This window comes from Amycolatopsis sp. cmx-11-32 (assembly GCF_047608695.1).
Taxonomy (GTDB): domain Bacteria; phylum Actinomycetota; class Actinomycetes; order Mycobacteriales; family Pseudonocardiaceae; genus Amycolatopsis.
On sequence record NZ_JADNQN010000005.1, the window covers coordinates 235,755 to 252,225 of the forward strand.

The 16,471-nt window shown below is 66.9% G+C and carries 16 protein-coding genes; 7 read left to right on the plus strand and 9 right to left on the minus strand.

The genetic code is table 11. The annotated features are described in order from the left end of the window. Positions 1-159 precede the first annotated feature (159 nt). From ACM6LR_RS17275 to ACM6LR_RS17285, 3 genes are read right to left on the minus strand one after another with little or no spacing between them, the layout of a single operon-like run. A complete protein-coding gene (locus ACM6LR_RS17275) occupies positions 160-1,203 on the minus strand; it encodes an NAD(P)/FAD-dependent oxidoreductase (protein ID WP_414938193.1) in 1,044 nt (347 codons plus the stop codon). Continuing rightward, complete coding sequence (locus ACM6LR_RS17280; RefSeq protein WP_414938194.1) at positions 1,196-1,717, minus strand: isoprenylcysteine carboxyl methyltransferase family protein; 522 nt, start codon at positions 1,715-1,717, stop codon at positions 1,196-1,198. Before ACM6LR_RS17280 ends, ACM6LR_RS17275 begins: the two co-directional genes overlap by 8 nt. Continuing rightward, positions 1,711-2,769, minus strand: coding sequence for a type III polyketide synthase (locus tag ACM6LR_RS17285; RefSeq protein WP_414938195.1), 1,059 nt, complete (start codon positions 2,767-2,769; stop codon positions 1,711-1,713). The genes ACM6LR_RS17280 and ACM6LR_RS17285 overlap by 7 nt, the downstream gene beginning before the upstream one ends. Before the next feature lie 36 nt (positions 2,770-2,805). Between ACM6LR_RS17285 and ACM6LR_RS17290 the strand changes: the two genes are divergently transcribed. Both ACM6LR_RS17290 and ACM6LR_RS17295 read left to right on the plus strand, forming a co-directional pair. Next, complete coding sequence (locus ACM6LR_RS17290; RefSeq protein ID WP_414938196.1) at positions 2,806-3,687, plus strand: UbiA family prenyltransferase; 882 nt, start codon at positions 2,806-2,808, stop codon at positions 3,685-3,687. 788 nt (positions 3,688-4,475) lie between these two features. Beyond that, positions 4,476-5,192, plus strand: coding sequence for a GAF and ANTAR domain-containing protein (locus ACM6LR_RS17295; RefSeq protein WP_414944110.1), 717 nt, complete (start codon positions 4,476-4,478; stop codon positions 5,190-5,192). 932 nt (positions 5,193-6,124) lie between these two features. Here the strand turns inward: ACM6LR_RS17295 and ACM6LR_RS17300 are convergent. From ACM6LR_RS17300 to ACM6LR_RS17310, 3 genes are read right to left on the minus strand one after another with little or no spacing between them, the layout of a single operon-like run. Next, positions 6,125-7,420, minus strand: coding sequence for a glycosyltransferase family 2 protein (locus ACM6LR_RS17300; RefSeq protein WP_414938198.1), 1,296 nt, complete (start codon positions 7,418-7,420; stop codon positions 6,125-6,127). Further along, positions 7,414-8,415: a hypothetical protein gene (locus ACM6LR_RS17305; RefSeq protein WP_414944111.1), complete on the minus strand. Its 1,002-nt coding sequence runs from the start codon at positions 8,413-8,415 to the stop codon at positions 7,414-7,416. Before ACM6LR_RS17305 ends, ACM6LR_RS17300 begins: the two co-directional genes overlap by 7 nt. Then, positions 8,412-9,473 (minus strand): glycosyltransferase, encoded by a 1,062-nt coding sequence (locus tag ACM6LR_RS17310; RefSeq protein ID WP_414938200.1) that lies wholly within the window; start codon positions 9,471-9,473, stop codon positions 8,412-8,414. The genes ACM6LR_RS17305 and ACM6LR_RS17310 overlap by 4 nt, the downstream gene beginning before the upstream one ends. A 183-nt stretch (positions 9,474-9,656) precedes the next feature. Here ACM6LR_RS17310 and ACM6LR_RS17315 point away from each other — a divergent pair, with 183 nt between their 5' ends. From ACM6LR_RS17315 to ACM6LR_RS17335, 5 genes are read left to right on the plus strand one after another with little or no spacing between them, the layout of a single operon-like run. Beyond that, complete coding sequence (locus ACM6LR_RS17315) at positions 9,657-10,487, plus strand: WcbI family polysaccharide biosynthesis putative acetyltransferase (RefSeq protein ID WP_414938573.1); 831 nt, start codon at positions 9,657-9,659, stop codon at positions 10,485-10,487. Positions 10,488-10,504: 17 nt separating this feature from the next. Next, the gene (locus ACM6LR_RS17320; RefSeq protein ID WP_414938201.1) at positions 10,505-11,596 is read left to right on the plus strand and encodes a glycosyltransferase; all 1,092 of its coding nucleotides are present in this window, start codon (positions 10,505-10,507) and stop codon (positions 11,594-11,596) included. Further along, complete coding sequence (locus ACM6LR_RS17325; RefSeq protein WP_414938202.1) at positions 11,593-12,618, plus strand: glycosyltransferase; 1,026 nt, start codon at positions 11,593-11,595, stop codon at positions 12,616-12,618. The genes ACM6LR_RS17320 and ACM6LR_RS17325 overlap by 4 nt, the downstream gene beginning before the upstream one ends. After that, positions 12,615-13,487 (plus strand): glycosyltransferase family 2 protein, encoded by an 873-nt coding sequence (locus ACM6LR_RS17330; protein WP_414938203.1) that lies wholly within the window; start codon positions 12,615-12,617, stop codon positions 13,485-13,487. Before ACM6LR_RS17325 ends, ACM6LR_RS17330 begins: the two co-directional genes overlap by 4 nt. A 9-nt stretch (positions 13,488-13,496) precedes the next feature. Next, a complete protein-coding gene (locus tag ACM6LR_RS17335; RefSeq protein WP_414938204.1) occupies positions 13,497-14,903 on the plus strand; it encodes a UDP-glucose dehydrogenase family protein in 1,407 nt (468 codons plus the stop codon). Here the strand turns inward: ACM6LR_RS17335 and ACM6LR_RS17340 are convergent. The 3 genes from ACM6LR_RS17340 to ACM6LR_RS17350 form a co-directional block, all read right to left on the minus strand. Beyond that, a complete protein-coding gene (locus ACM6LR_RS17340) occupies positions 14,895-15,200 on the minus strand; it encodes a DUF3040 domain-containing protein (RefSeq protein WP_414938205.1) in 306 nt (101 codons plus the stop codon). The two genes, ACM6LR_RS17335 and ACM6LR_RS17340, sit on opposite strands and share 9 nt — an antisense overlap. 276 nt (positions 15,201-15,476) lie before the next feature. Then, on the minus strand, positions 15,477-15,902 hold the full coding sequence (locus ACM6LR_RS17345; RefSeq protein ID WP_414938206.1) for a DUF4383 domain-containing protein: 426 nt from the start codon (positions 15,900-15,902) through the stop codon (positions 15,477-15,479). A gap of 192 nt (positions 15,903-16,094) precedes the next feature. Beyond that, a complete protein-coding gene (locus tag ACM6LR_RS17350; protein ID WP_414938207.1) occupies positions 16,095-16,454 on the minus strand; it encodes an STAS domain-containing protein in 360 nt (119 codons plus the stop codon). Between the last annotated feature and the right edge of the window lie 17 nt (positions 16,455-16,471).

Genomic DNA, 16,471 nt, shown 5'->3' on the forward strand with positions numbered 1-16,471 from the left:
CCCGGATCTCGTCGTCGCGGTTGTACATTTCAAGGACCGCCGGGATGCCTCAGCCGTTGGCCGCGGTAATGCATCGGCTTTCCCGTACCGAGTTCAGGACTTGTTCGATCGGGAATTCGCCAGTCCACTGCCCAGTGGAACGATCGCTCGTGTCGCGCATCAGTGCGCGAGCTGGTCGACGACGGCGGCGAACAACCGTGGTGCTCTGGCGGCGGCAGGCACGATCAACGGCGCGAGCGCAGGCCGCCCTCGCGCCCACAGCAAGGTTTCGGTCAGCCAGCGCGACCGCCGCGAAGCCTGCTTCCAGGCGCGGTCATAGTCGGCGGGACGATCCGCGCGCAGGCAGCGGACGAGTTCGGCCGCGGTGGCCAGGGAGACCGCGAGGCCTTCGCCGGTGAGGGCGTCGACGTAACCGGCCGCGTCCCCGACGAGCAGGACCCGTCCTGCCACCCGGTTCGATGTGCGTTGCCGAAGCGGACCCGCGCCCCGGACCGACGACACCGGTTCCGCCCCGGCGAGTCGCGCCGCGAGCTCGGGAAACGCGGCGAGCTGTTCAGTGAACCCGCCACGGACCGAGGACAGGACCGCGACCCCGATCGTGTCCGGCCCGACCGGCGTCACGTAGGCCTCGGACCGGGCCGCCCAGGTCACCTCGACCGTGTCGGTGCCAGGGGGCAGGGCGTAGTGGCGGCGCAGTCCCCAGCGAGGCGTGCCCGTCGAACTCGCGGTGCCGGGTTTGGCCAGACCGGTGAGAGCACGGAGCGGCGAGTGCAGCCCATCGGCCGCGACCAGATACCGCGCCCGCAGTTCACCGGCCCGTACGTGGTCGTCGTGTTGCGTCACTTCCGCTACCGCGATCGGGAGGATCGGCACGCCCTGCCGGTCCACCTCCGTACGCAAGGCGTTGTGCAGTGCGGTCCGCCGCACTCCTTTGCCGGCGCCGACACGGAACGCGGCTCGCACGATGGTGGAGCCCTGCCGGTAGGTGATGCCGCGGATCGGATGACCTGGCGGGTCGACCCCGAGCGCTGCCAGTGCACGCACGGCACCCGGCATCAACCCTTCCCCGCACGCCTTGTCGATCACTCCGGCACGTTTCTCGCACACCACCACGTCCAGGCCTTCTCGCGCACACCCGAGCGCGACGGCGAGTCCGGCAGGGCCGCCACCGACCACGACCACGTCGTGTAGATCGTCAGTCATGTGCCGACTTCAGCGCTTGATTTTCCGCGCGGATCCGGACGGTCAGCAATCCGGCGTTGAGCACGGTGAACACCGTGGCGGTCAGCCACGCGCCGTGGACGAGCGGCAGGGCGAAACCCTCGACGACGACGGCGACGTAGTTGGGGTGCGGGACCAAGCGATACGGGCCGCCGGTGACGCGGGGGAGACCCGGGACGACCACGATGCGGGTGTTCCACTGACGGCCGAGGGTACGGATGCACCACCATCGCAGCGCTTGCGACGCGACCACCATGGCCAGCATCGGCCAGCCCAGTACGGCGATGAAAGGGCGGTCGGCGAGCCACACTTCGAGCAGGCAACCGGCCAAGAGCCCAGTGTGCAGCACCACCATGAAGGGGTAGTGCCCGAACCCGGTTTCGTGTCCTCCCCGGGCCAGGCTCCAGGCCAGGTTGCGTTTCGCGACGACCAGTTCGGCCACTCGTTCGATCGAGACCAGTCCGACCAGGACCGTGTACCAGATCTGGCTCACCATCGCAGCAACACCAGCTCAGCGCAGAAACCCGGGCCCATCGCCATCACCACTCCCCAGTCACCCGCGGACGCGGGCCGCTCGGCGAGCGTATCGGCGAACACGTGCAGGACCGAGGCTGACGACAGGTTCCCGATTCGGTCGAGGGAACGCCAGGTCATCGCCAGGTCCTCCTCGTCCAGACCCAGCTCCGTCTGGATCGCTTCGATCACCTTCGGCCCGCCTGGATGGCAGATCCAGCGGGCGATGTCACCGGTCTTGAGGCCGTGCGGGGACAGTAGTTCCTCGACATCTCCCGCGAGGTATTCGTGGACGAGATCCGGAACTTCCGCGCCCAGCACGACTTTCAATCCGGTGCTCCCGATGTCCCAGCCCATCGCGCGTTCGGTGTTTTCGTACAGGTGGCTGACCGAGTCCACCACATAGGGGCCCACCGCCGCCTTGGCGTGATCTTCACCCACCGCGATCACCGCGGCTGCACCGTCGCCGAACAGTCCGGACGCGATCATGTTGGCAGCGCTGGCATCCTGGCGCTGGACGGTGAGTGAGCACAGCTCGACCGACACCAGCATCGCCACCGACGTCGGCCAGCCGCGCAGGAAGTCGTGCAGCCGCGCGATACCCGCCGCCCCGGCCAGACAGCCCAGACCGACGATCGGCAGTCGTTTGACGTTCGCGCGCATCCCGATCCGCGAGGCGATGCGCGCGTCCAATGACGGAACCGCGATACCGGTCACCGTCGTGGACATCACCAAGTCCACATCGGACGGTGTGAGTCCCGCGTCGGCGAGGGCGGCGAGCGCGGCTTCGCAGCCGAGATCCACCGCGGCCGACAGGAAAGCGTCGTTCGCCGCCGTGAAATCGTCGATCGCGTCATAGCTTTCGATGGGTAGCGCCAGATGACGGGTGGCGACCCGCGCACTGGCGTGGAAGCGGTTCGCCACCGCTCGCGCGGCCTTGTCCGGCAGGCACAGCCGCCCGAACAACTCGGTCAGTTGCGCCTGCGGATAACGGTGCGGCGGGAGCACACCGTGGACCGCTGAAATTGTCGTCACCTCGTTCACGGTACGACCTCCGCCTACACTTGGCAGATGACCGGCTTTCCGACCACACCGGACGGTGCGACCCACCAGACGGTGACAAGACCGCGTCGGCGAGGGTTGCTGCGAGGTCTCGCCGGGGCATGCCACCCCGTTCCCGGGCTGGCGGTGACGGTGGTGGCCGTGGTGCTTGCCGCCGGCACAGGTCTCGACGTGGGCCGGGTGGCGCTGCTCGGTGCCGCGGTGCTGACCGGCCAGTTGTCGATCGGCTGGTCCAACGACTGGATCGACGCAGCCCGCGACCGCGCCGTCGGCCGCACCGACAAGCCGGTCGCCGCGGGGACCGTCCCGGTGGGGTTGATCGCGGTCGCCGCATCGACCGCTCTGGCGGCGACGATCGTGTTGTCCATTCTGCTCGGATTGTCCGCGGCGGCGGCCTTGCTGATCGGCGTCGCGGCCGGGTGGGCTTACAACCTCGGCCTCAAGTCCACGATCTGGTCCGGCGCGACCTACCTGCTCGCCTTCGGAGCCCTGCCCGTCGCACCGTACGTCGCGCTGCCCGGACAGCCGTGGCCCCCTTGGTGGATACCCGTCGTCGGGGCGCTGCTCGGATTCGGCGCGCACTTCGCGAATGTTCTGCCCGACCTGCGGTCGGACGCGGAAACCGGAGTACGCGGACTTCCGCACCGGCTCGGCCCCGGAGCGGGGGTGATCGTCATGGCTGTCGCGTTGGCCGCCGCGTCGGTCATCCTCGGTTTCGCCCCCGCGACCATGTCAGTCATCTTCGCGTTGGCTGTATCGGCGGCCGGGATCGCGCTGGCCGCCGCGACCGCCATGGCCGCGATTCGCGCACCCCGAAGTCCAGTGGCGTTCCGGTTGACGATCGTGATCGCGATCCTCGATGTCATGCTGCTGATCTCGACCACGCTTTAGCGCCTAAGCCTCACTCTGCGATTTCCGAAAATAGTTCGATCGAGCGTTCTTGTGAACTTTGGAGAACCGGTCCTGGCGTGGTTCGTGCATGTCGGTTGAGGCACAGCCGGTATTTCTTTCGGTGAGTCGCACGAGATGCTGGATGCTGTGTGTACGCCAAACGGATACTGGGGCATACGCACGGATCAGGAGTGCGGATTTCGTGCTTTTGATGGAGATCCGGCGCCGTTCGCCGAGGTGCCTTTCTCTGTCACGCCGCGGCCGGTACACCGTTGCCTGCCGCGTGATGGCCGCCGTCGTCGACATCTCTTTAGATCGGAGCAGCGCTCTCAGCGCGCCGACCCTCGCACCTCCCCGGCGTCCGCCACGTCGCCATCTATCTGAGATCTCTCGAAGTAACCCTGCTCCCCGACGTGGCTGGGTCTCGTCGTCGTTCCGAGGTCGTACGATGTGATCAAGGTGGTTCGAGGATGCCCAAGGCGATGTGACAACGCTGCGATCACCTTGTTCCACCTCGCATGCCGCTGTCTCGGGTGCCGGTCAGCTCCACGGTGACCATTCAGGGACGAAGGCCCGGTTTCGATCCAGCTTGAGAGAGCCGCGAGACTATGGCAGGTGGGGTCGGAGTGGCCAGCTCCCGGTGCGGCGAAGGGGGAGGGTTCGGCCGAATGCGCGAGTTTGAGGTTCATGTCGGGTGAGGTACTCAGATGGAGTACACCGCTATGAAACTCGCAACGGTCAGGCGTTCGCGAAGCGAGGCCGTTTCCACGGCGACGAAGGAGGTGGAGATGTCCAGCATTGACAGTTCTGCAGGTGAAGGCCTCAGTGCCGTACTGGGAAGCGTCGCGCGCAGCCTGCAAGCCGAGCCCAACGTCGACACCACCATCGCGGCCATCGTGAAGGCCGCCGTTGACCACGTGGCCGGCGCCGATTACGCCGGGATTTCCCTGGTCGAGCATGGTCGGATCCGCACCGTCGCGCCCACGGACGAAGTGGTGGTCACGATCGACGAAGTGCAGTATCGCACCAAGCAGGGCCCATGTGTGAACGCGATCGCCGAGCATCAGGTCTTCCGTACCGGTGACCTTGCCGCCGAGGCCCGCTGGCCGAAGTTCACCCCTGCGGCCGCCGCGACCGGGATGCGCTCGATGCTGGCTTACCGGCTGTTCGTCAGCGAGAACACCCTCGGCTCGCTCAACCTCTATTCCCGCAGCGTTGAAGCGTTCAGCGACCAGACCGAACAGGCTGGTCGCGTATTCGCCTCTCACGCGGCGATCGCCCTTATCGGGGCGCAGACCGAAGCGCGGTTGAATATCGCGCTCGGACATCGCGATGTCATCGGCATGGCCAAGGGAATTTTGATGCAACGTCACGGCATCGACGCTGTCGAAGCCTTCCGGCTACTCATCGAGTCCTCCCAGGCGACCAATATAAAACTGCACCAGGTCGCTGAATGGTTCGTCGAACACCATCGCGAATTGTCGCCACGCGGGAGCAAAAGCTGACCGACTTGGTCGCCGGCCGAAGCTGCTGGCTGTCATTTCCTGCGAGTAACGTGCCCTGGCAGGGGACTTGTGAATCGAATCCGGTGTTCTCTGGGCTGGGAGACGATGTCAACGGAAATGCCCGATCCTTGGCACTGTCCAGGTTTACCTTTCATGCGTTCATTTTCGTGCCGCCCGTCCTGAAGAGGGTTATTCGAGGGGCGGGACGAAGGTGGCGTGTCTGAGGGGGCTGTCCTCGATGCCGCATTGGGGGCATCATTCCTGCGGTGTGTCGTGCCGCGTGGAGCACGATCTCGACCGACTTCGCCCTACCCCTCAAAAAACGACAGCGGTGATGTGATCAACCGAACGCGTTCTCCTGGTAGTGAAGGACCTCCTTCCCTACTTTGAGAGTCCGGGTCTCGACAAATCCTTTATCGTCGCGGGGTCGTACCGGGTGCGGAGCTTGCTTAACAGAAATTCGGGGACATGTCCCCTCGGCCCTTGCAAGCAGTAGCGATGTCAAGCCCGGATTACCACCAGCAGCGCAGACCAGCAGCTCTGCGACTCTGCCGGGACACTGGCCCTGAGAGCGGGGAAGAAGGCCTGCACGACCCGCCGATGTGATCGCGCTGGCGGGGTGGCATCACAGCCGACAAAGAAAGGATGCGAAGACCGGCTGTCCGACTTTCCAGCCGTCGCCGCAACGCGGTGATGAGATCTTCATCGTGAAGTACTGGAGTTCCGTGGCGATCGAAGTCGGTGCTGTATCCGAATCGTCCGATTCGAGGCGAAGCCGAGCGATGACCGCGGAACTCATCGGGCCGCAGCGTGCGAGTGCGAGTCAGCGCCGAAATCTCAGGCATCATGACCGGGCTCAGGCCCGGTTATGACAGCTCCGGTTCAGCTCGCCCAGTGGGAACAAAGTGCCGATGGTGCGCATGCGGAGAGGATCACCGCCACTGGCCGAAGAACCCGTCCAAGGTGCGTGTCCGATCATCCTCGGCATCGAGCAGCAGGTGATCTTGCCCGAAAGCGTGCTCCAGCACCTCGTTCTGGGTGAGCCGGGTCGACCAGCGGCGCGCGCGTCCGATTGCTCGGGTCGACCACGCCACGCCGGCCAGTGTCTCCCCCCGGATCAGGTCGATCCTTCCGCGGTCGGACACGGTGAGCGCTTCCACCGCCCTGTGGATGGCCGAGTCCGGCAGCGGTTCGTAAACCTCGACACGCACCCTCGCTCGCCTGAGCTGGTCTTCGGTCCACGGGTCGGTGCGCACGACTCCCGCGTAGGTCTCCGTCAGCCGTTCGTCTTGGGTCGGCAGCCGGATTTTCAGGTCGCGATGGGTTTGCCGGAGCAGCGAGTGCACCGTGCGTACCACGTGACCGAAGGTCCTTTCGGCGCGCACCGTGACCAGTACGTCGGAAATAGTTCCGGGCAACGGGGCGCCGCGCGTCGAAGGTTCGGGGATCACGGCGGCCAGCCGTGCGCTTTGGCGGTCCAGGATTTCGCCGTCCTCGTCCCGTCCGGCCCAGTCCGGCCCGTCGTGCCAGGCGACGGCGTCACGCTCGTGCACGAGGACCGCACCCGCGTTCCACGCCCGATAGGCGAGATCCCAGTCCTCGCCGCCGTAACCCACGAAGCGCTCGTCGAAACCTCCGAGGTCGTTGAACAGTTCTCGACGGCAGGCCAAAACCGCCCCGATCATGAAACGGAAGCTACGGCCGTCGGCGTGCAGGAGGTCCGCTGTGGCGGTGTAGGCGTCCTTCAGCCAACTGGGCTCCGCTAGCTCTGTCGATTCGGGCCGGGCACCGTCTCCCAGATCCGCGAACGAAGTGTGCCGCCGTCGTCCTGTGGCCAGCACATCGGGGCACCGGGCGACGTGTCGGACCATCTCCGCGAGGTAACCGGGTTCGGGAACGGTGTCGGCGTCAAGGAAGACAAGGACCTCACCGGTACTGCGTCGCGCGGCGTGGTTCCGGATGGCCGCGGCGCGAAAACCCTGGTCCGGCTGGCTCACCACCAGGGTATCGACGCCTTTGATCTCGAAGGCCGGGGTTGTCGACGAGCCGTCGTCGGCGAGGATCACCTGCGAAGGACGTAAGGTCTGGCACCGCAGCGCCGCGGCCATGCGGGTGAGGTGCCGATGTTGCTCGAAGTGCGTCACGATGACGGTGATGGTCGGCACGGGCCGCGGGTAGGGTTTCAGCAGATCCCAGCGGTTGCGGGGCACCAGGACATCGGTCAGCACGGCGTCACCACCGGACGACGATCGACGTTGGCCAGCACCCGCCGGTATACCGCGAGGTGCTCCGCGCCTGTGTCGGACCACGCTGGACGAGTCGGCGATCGAGTCACTCCGGGGTGGGCCAAGGCCCGGATGATGTGACGGGTCAGCTCTCGCTCAGATTCGCCCAGCAGGAGATTGCCAGGATACCGGCGGTCGATCTCCCTGCTGTACCGCCCGGCCCAGGTCACCGGCCTGCGACGGCAGGACAACCAGGACAGCAGGGAACCGCTGGCGCTGACGTTGCGATTGAGTACTACCGGTACGCGCGCCGAGCGGGCCAGATCGGTGAATTCCGTGTCGCTCAGATGGCCGGTGAGCAGGAACGGGACCTGCCGCCGGACGGCGTGCTCGCGGACTCGGTCCAGCAGGTCGCCGTGTCCCGCGCTCACGGCTCCGGCGGCGATGACCGCGGGTGGGCCGTCGGCGTTGCCCTGGCCCACCGCCGCGGCCAGGTCGATGGCTTCGAGGTGCCCCTTGCCCGGGTAGAGGTAGCCAAGCAGAACGAGAGACGACGCTGGTTGGAGCGGAGTGTCGTTAGGTGCCGATACCGGTTCCGGAGGTAGGGGCAGGTCGATGTGATGCACGGGTTTCCGGGTCAACGCGGTGACTTTGCGGGCCTCGTGTTCGGCCGAGACGATCACCGCGTCGCTTGCCTCCAGCACGGCCGCGTAACCCCGGCAACGGTTCCGGTCGCGCCAGGTGTGGCCGAAGGGGTCCGGAACGTCGTGCACGGTGACCACCAAGGGACGGCGCGCGGATGCCGCCCAGTCCCGGTACGCGTTGACGGCCTTTTCGATCGTGTCGCCGAACAGCGCGTCGGTGAAGTGGACGTGCGTCAGATCCGGTTCGTCGTCGGTGCCGATCGCTCCGTGGGCCTCACAGAGGCTGGTGACCGATCGTGCGTGACGGACGACTCCGTGTCCGGCCGGTCCCGGCGCGTAGATTTGGAATCTCACCGGCCGCTCACCGTCGCCGGTGCCGGAAGACGGGTCACCGTGCGATAGAGGGCGCGGTGGGCCTGGGCGATGGCGACCCTGTCGGTCTCCCGCCGCCCCGGATCCGCGCGCCATCGGGGCCGTTCCGCGTAGGCTCGGCGGACCGCGGCGTCCAGGCTGTGCGGGTCCAGAGCGGTCTCGGTGCGGTGGTACAGCCAACAAGGGGCTTGTTCCTGGTAGAACCCGCAATCCGGGGCGAGGACGGTGGTTCCCAGATCGTAACAGGCCTCCAGCCAGCCGGAATGGGTGCCGAACCGATGGGGCAGCACGGAGACGTCGAGACCTTCGAGATAGTCGAACAATTCGGCGTCGGAGAATCGCGGTCGCAGAGAGACCGACACTCCGCACCGCCGCAGTTCGTCGGCGGCCCTTCGGCCACCGGTGTCGTCGTGGGCGAGTACGGAGAGCCGGGCGTCGGGTAATGAGGCCACCGTTCGTGCGAGCTGCTCGGCGACGGCGATGGCGTCACAGTTGGCACGCATGCTCTTCGCGTGCACGCCGACCACGAACGCTTCTCTGTCGCCGCGCGAGGCCCGTCGACGCATCCGCGCCGGATCGACAACGTGCGGGTGCGGGATGACCTTCGCCTCACGACCCCACGTGGTGGCGATTCGCGCGGCCGCGCCCTGGGTCAGGGTGATCACCGCGTCGGCCGAGGGCACCAGGATGTCCAGAGCTGCTCGATGCGGGCCGGGATCGGCTTGGTGTGGATTGCGCAGGTCATGGACGGTCAGCACCAGAGGTTTTCCGTGCGCACGCAGCGCTTCCACCATTGCTCGCAAGTCTCCGGGTGTGCGGTGTTCATACCCGAAATGCAGGTGCAGCAGGTCGAATCGGTGGTGCTGCGTACGCAACCAAGACGGCCGCAGCATCTGATGCGGCCACCACTGACCGGCCGGGGCACCGGGGACCGGCGGATCGGGAAGAACATGGAAGTCCTGTGCCGTCGCCTTGTCCGAGATGTGCCGGACATAAGAATGGCAAGCAGGCACGGAGGCCACGTTCAGCGGAGTACGCACCTCCGCAAAGTAGCCGTTTTTCCCGCGGTCAAACATCGGTCGGGAGTGAGTTCAGCCGGCTGGAATTCCGCTCGGCGGCGCGAGTGGTACTCGTCCATGATGGACCTCATGGATCACGGCCGGTTCGCGCACTACCGGGACTTCTACGAAGGCCCCAAGTCGGCAGCGCCGATCGCCTTGGTGATGGGGAACTGTCAGGCCGAGTCGGTGCGCATCATGTTGGCGTCGTCGAAATCGTTTCCGTGTGTGCTGGTGCGGGTACCACCGATACATGAACTGAGCCCGAATGACATGGACCCACTTGAAGCGTTGTTGACGAGAACGGAAATTCTGCTGACTCAGCCGGTGCGGACGAACTATCGCGGCCTTCCCGTGGGGACGACCCAGCTGTCGGCCCGGCTTCCGTCGTCGGCGCGGACGGTACGCTGGCCTGTCGTCCGTTATGGAGGGCTGCACCCGTACACGGCGATCGTGCGGCATCCCAGCGCTCGGTCGGCCGTGCCTCCGCTCGTGCCGTACCACGACCTGCGGCTGATTTCCCAGCTTGCCGGCCGCCAGGTGGATGTCCACTGCGCACCAGCCGCGGAAGCGGTGACCGCGGTGGCCGCCCTGTCAGTGGCCGAGTTGCGCCGACGGGAGCGCTCGACGGCAGACGTTGCCGTTTCCGATCTGCTGACGTCCGCGGGGGCTGACGCGATGCGCACACCGAACCATCCGGGTAACGCCGTCCTACTCGGTCTGGCGTGGCGACTGCAAGGTGCCTTGGACCTGCCCGCCGACGCCACAGACCCGGGACGGCCGCTGCTGAACGACATCCACGCTCCACTGAGCCAACGGGTGATAACCACGCTGGGCTTGCAGGCCCGAGCCCGGCCGGACTGGCTGGTGGCCGGTGAACCGGTCGACGAGCATCTACTGTGGAAGGAGCACACGCGATGGTACGAACGACATCCACAGTGGATCGAAGCCGGTATCTCGCGGCACCGCGACCAGATGGCCCTGCTCGGCCTGTGATCGATGGCGGCGGTCGCGTGGCGCCACGCTCACCGGCGGCCGGCCGCGACGGCGCGAAACTGTCCATCGGCCTGGTCGCGTCCGCCCGCTACCCCATCCGTGAACCTTTCGCCGGTGGCCTGGAAGCGCACACCTGGCAACTGGCGACAGGTTTGCGCCGGCGGGGACACGATGTGACCGTCTTCGGGGGAACGGATTCCGATCCCGATCTGCGGGTCCAGACGATGCCCGTCCTGCCCGCTCTTTCCACACAGGCCCGGATGGACGTCAGCATGCCCGCCGACTACTTCATCGCCGAGCACCACGCCTATCTGGGGTTGATGCTCGATCTCGGCGCCGCCGGGCGATGCGACCTCGTGCACAACAACTCACTGCACTATCTGCCCATCGCCATGGCCTCGACGCTGCGGACACCGACGCTCACCACGCTGCACACCCCGCCGACTCCCTGGCTGGAATCCGCGGTCCGGTTGCGTTCTCCGCGCCATACCAGTTTCGCCGCGGTCAGCGCGCACACCGCCCGCCAGTGGTCCTCGCTCGTGCCCGGGATCACGGTGGTGCGCAACGGAGTCGACCTGGACCGGTGGACGCCCGGCGCCGGATCCGGCGTGCCGGTGTGGTTCGGCCGGATCGTGCCGGAGAAGGGCCCGGAACTGGCCATCAGGGCAGCGCTCGAGGCCGGCACCGGCCTCCGGCTGGCGGGTCCGCTGCCGGACACCGACTACTTCCGCGAACAGATCGAGCCACTACTGGGGAAGGAGATCGAGTACCTGGGGCATCTGGCCCATCACGATCTCGTCCACCTCGTCGGATCCGCCAGTGTCGCGGTGGTGTCCCCGCGCTGGGAGGAACCTTACGGGCTGGTGGTCGCCGAAGCCCTGGCTTGCGGAACCCCGGTGGCCGGATTCGCGCGGGGAGCCCTCCCGGAAATCCTCGACGCCTCCAGCGGCGCACTGGCCACCCCCGACGACGTCACCGGCCTGGCCACCGCCATCGCCATCGCATCCACTTTGGACCGAGCGGCGGCACGACAGCGCGCGGAAACGGCGTGCTCGGTGGACCGAATGGTGGACGAGTACGTGCAGCTGTACCGGGAACTGCTGTCATGATCGCCTTCTACGTCCACCACCACGGTTCCGGGCATCTCCATCGGGCTGTCACCATCGCCCAAGCCCTGGGTGGGAAGGCCATCGGGTTGTCCAGTCTTCCCGCGCCCGCCGAGTGGCCTGGTCACTGGACCGTGCTGCCCGGCGACGCGGACGGGGTCGACCGGCGACACGACGAGGTGACCGCGGGGTCCACCTTGCACTGGGCGCCCCGGCATCACGAAGGCCTGCGTGATCGCATGGCACTGATCAGTTCGGTGTTGCGCGACGAAGACGTCCGGCTCCTGGTCAGCGATGTGTCGGTCGAAGTGGCGCTACTGGCCCGCCTGCACGGCGTACCAGTAGCGGTCGTGGCACAACCGGGCCGTCGTACCGACCGGGCCCACCGGACCGCCTACGACCTCGCCGAAGTGATCATCGCGCCGTGGCCGCGGCGACCCGCCCCGGACTGGCCGCAACCATGGCTCGACAAAACCGTTCACGTCGGCGCGCTTTCGCGGTTCGACCGACGTCCGGTGACACCGGTCGCCGCGGACCGGAATGTCCTGGTGCTGTGGGGCACGGGCGGACTCGCGGTGTCTTCGGCCCAGTTGCGAGCGGCCGCGGCGGCCACCCCGGACTGGCGGTGGGACGTCGCCGGTCCGAGCCGCCCGGGTGAGACCCCGGATTTCCGGGCGCCGAATCTACGGCACCAAGGCTGGGTGGCCGACCCCTGGCCGCTGCTGGGCGACGCCGGCGTCGTGATCACTCACGCCGGGCAGAACGCTCTGGCCGAAGTGGCGGCGGCGAGGCGTGCCGCGGTCGTCATCCCGCAGCCCCGACCTTTCGGTGAGCAGCAGGCCACCGCCGCCGCGCTCATCCGCGCCCGGCTGGGTGTGGTCGTCCCTTCCTGGCCCGAGCCCCGCCGCTGGTCCGCGCTCCTGGCCCGCGCACAAGCCCGAGGTGGCGACTGGCGGAAATGGTCGAGTGGGAACGGCGCGACACAGGCCGCGGCCATGCTGCGGGAAGTGGCAGGTGAGAGATGACTGCCCGCCCGCGAACCGCTGTCGTCACCATCACCGCCGGCCGCGATGCCCATTTGCGGCGGCAGCGGGAGGCGCTGGCCGAAGAAGAGGCCGACCTGCATGTCGTGGTCGGCATGGCGGGGCCCCCGGATCTGCGGGGCGCCCCTGGCTCATCGCCGGTCGTGTCGGCCCACGTGGTGGCGGGAGACCGGGGCCTTCCGTTGGCCGCCGCTCGCAACGCCGGGGCGCGGGTGGCACTCGAACACGACATCGAACTGCTGGTGTTCTTGGACGTCGACTGCATCCTGGGCCCTGGTTCGCTCGCGCGCTACCAAGCCGCGGCTCGACGGGTACCTCCGCACACGGTGCTCTGCGGCCCGGTGGCCTATCTGCCGCCTCCGCCGCCTCGGGGATATCCCGCGGCGGGGGAACTCGCCAGGCTGGCCGAGCCGCATCCGGGCAGGCCGGCGCCTCCGCCGGGCGAGATCACCTTGGAGGACGACCGGTTCGAACTCTTCTGGTCGTTGTCCTTCGCGACTTCGCGGGAAGATTGGCGTCGTTTCGGCGGTTTCTGCGAGGAGTTCGCCGGGTATGGCGCCGAAGACACCGATTTCGCCCTGCGAGCCGCCGGCCGCGGCGCCCGGCTGGCCTGGGTCGGTGGGGCCACGGCCTTCCACCAGTACCACCCGCCCAGCAGACACGAGCCGCGGCACGTTCGTGAACTGGTGACGAACGCCCACCTGTTCCACCGGCGCCACGGGTGCTGGCCGATGACCGGCTGGCTGATCGAGCTGGACCGTGCCGGGGTCGTTCGCTTCGACCCCGGACAGGACGTCCTCCGCCTACTTCCCGGATTCGAGCACCGACTCGCACTCCACAACTTCACGTAAAGGATCAAGATGTCCTCACCACGCGTCGTCGTCATCGGAACCGGATACGTCGGGCTCACCACGGGCGCGTGTCTGGCATCACTGGGCCACACGGTGGTGTGCGCTGACACCGATCAGGGCAAGATCGACCGGTTGACCGACGGCCGGATCGACATCCTCGAGCCTGGGCTGGCCGATCTGGTCACCGCGGGTACCGCGAACGGTCGCCTGAAATGTGTGAGCACCACCGAGTCCGCGTTCGCCCACTTCCTGAAGCGGGCGGAGATGGTTTTTCTTTGCGTACCGACGCCCATGGGCGCGGGTGGCCTCGCCGATCTCAGCATCCTCGAGTCGGTGGTGAAGCAGATCAGCGGCGTGCTTTCGCCGGACTGCACGGTGGTGACCAAATCCACCGTGCCGGTCGGCACCGCGACACAGCTGACGCGGATTCTGCGCCGCGACGATGTGGCCGTGGTGTCCAATCCGGAGTTCCTCCGTGAAGGCACCGCCGTACGGGACTTTCTCCACCCGGATCGGATCGTGGTCGGCTCGGCTTGCCGGGAAGCGGCCGGAAGGGTCGCGGCTCTCTATGCGCCACTGGGTGCTCCGACGGTGCTGACAGACGCCGCTTCCGCCGAGCTGATCAAGTATGCCGCCAACTGTTTCCTGGCCGTGAAACTGTCCTACGCCAATGCCATCGCCGAATTATGCGACCGAGCCGGCGCCGACGTCGTCGACGTCGCCGAAGGTATGGGATACGACCGGCGAATCGGCCAGGAGTTCCTGGCACCGGGCCCGGGCTGGGGAGGCTCCTGCCTGCCGAAGGACACTTCGGCACTGCTCCAACTCGCGGACTCCATGGATTTCGAGTTCCGTCTGGTCCGCGCCGCCATCGACACCAACATCCGCCAGCACAAGCGGGTGGTGGACAAAATCCGCGACGTCGTCACGGGAACCCGCCTCGGCTCGCTGAGTCAGGTGCGGCTGGCGCTGCTGGGGTTGACCTTCAAGGCCGGAACCAACGACCTGCGCGATTCACCCGCGCTGGCCGTGGCCGCCCTGCTGCGTGAAGCCGGCGCCGAACTGGTGGCTTTCGATCCCGCCGTGAATCCCGGCGACGAGCGGGTCGCCGATCTTCCGTTCGCCGTGACGGACAACGCCTACGACGCGGCGCGCGGGGCCGACGCGATCGTCGTTCTCACGGAATGGCCGGAGTTCCGGGAACTGGACTGGCCACGCCTCGCCGCCGTGGTCCGCGCTCCCTCTGTTGTCGACACCCGCAACCTGCTCGACCCCGTTTCCCTCGGCCAAGCGGGTTTCAGCTGGACAGGTCTGGGGCGGCCCCCGCACGCCGTGCCGACGACAACCTCGACCGCGTCGATACTGCTCGACTCGGCACCAGTCGGCTCACACGCTTTGCGCGAAGCGTTACTGTGACAAAGGATCGTTGACGTGATGGCTATCGCGGGACTTGTCGCGAAGGAACCGATGCGTCCACACGAGGCCGCACGTGGCGACGAAGCCGACGAAGAACAACAGCGGACTCCCTGCCAGTACGCCTGTCAAAACCATGAGAACCGCTGTCGCATCGGAAAGGAACAGCAAAAATATCCGAATCCGCGGATCGTCCATTCCGTTCCGTCTGCTCATTTTGGCCGCGAAAGCGCGGTCGTCGGCCTTCAGTCCCTTTTCGATCCGGCGTAGTGCGTCGCGTTCTTCGTCAGGTGAGGACATCCGGCACCTCCTGGGTGAATGCGGCAGGGCAGCCATCGATCCCCGGACGTTCATGAGGTCGCGGATGACGCGCCGGCCAGGACCTGGGCCAACGCGCCGCAGGAAGGCCGCCGCCACCGTGCGGCACGACGACCGCCGTGGCAAGAGATCGCGGAACTCGGGTGGGGAAAAGTCGTGCGGTGGTGGGCAAGGTGAGACCTCCACACCGGAGCGAAAGGGCTTTCCGTGTCGAGCGAGAATCGACGGCCCTCGCCGGCAGAGTGCCTGTCGTATCGGCTACTCGGGCACCGCATCCGAGGTCTGGCGCGGCTGCCGGACCCCCAAGATCGCCACGACGAGCGCTACTAGCGCGGTCAGCGCGTGAAGGATGTTATCCGCCCAGTTGAGGTTGACCTCGTCTCCGGCCGATGTCGTGGCCGCGGAGAGGATTCCGAAGCAAGTGAGCCCGGCGAAAGCCACAAAGACGAACCAGCCGTAAATGGGCATCAAAGCCGGTCTGAACACCGCGACGAGCCCGACCACCCCGGTGGCGGTACGGAGGAGGTCCAGCATCCCGGTGGCGCTGAAGATCCAGACCGTGTTCTCTCCGGTCGGGTTGTTCTCAGGCATGAAGAAGAAACCGAGCACACCGACAGTGAGATGCACGAGCGCGAGGATCAGCACCGCCAGACGGAGAGAAGACAGTGTCGCCGGTTTGCTCATCGGAGTACCTCCCTTTCGTCAAGGTTCATTCTTTGGTGCTGAATATCCGAGTGAGGCAGTTCTGTCGCGCCATGGATTTCGGTGATCGTAGTCACCACATGAACACTCACTCCGAACAGAAGCTGCATCGCTCTTGGATCGATGCAGCGCGGATACCCCGCGGGACATGGCTTCACACGTCGCGCAACCTGATCAGGAAAGCGGGCCTGGATCGCGTGCGGGTTGCCCCAGTGCCACCTCCCGCATCGCGTCGGACAGTCGCGGGTAGACCGGCGCCCGCACGTCGACGGCGAACAGTCGCAGGATCCGCAAGACACCGGGGGAGGCGGTGACCAGGCCGATCCGGCGGCGTTCGGACTGGGCCTGGGCCGCGGCTGCTTCCAGCACCCGGAGCCCCGCCACGCCCAGGAACGTCACGCGAGACAGATCGATCAAGGTGCAGACAGGCAAGGGTTGATGCAGATTCCGCCGCAGAAGTGGGGCGGTGGCCGTGTCCAGTTCGCCGGTCACGCTGAGGATGACCAGGTCGGCGGTGTGAACGTGGTTGGTCACCCGTGCCGGTGGGGAAG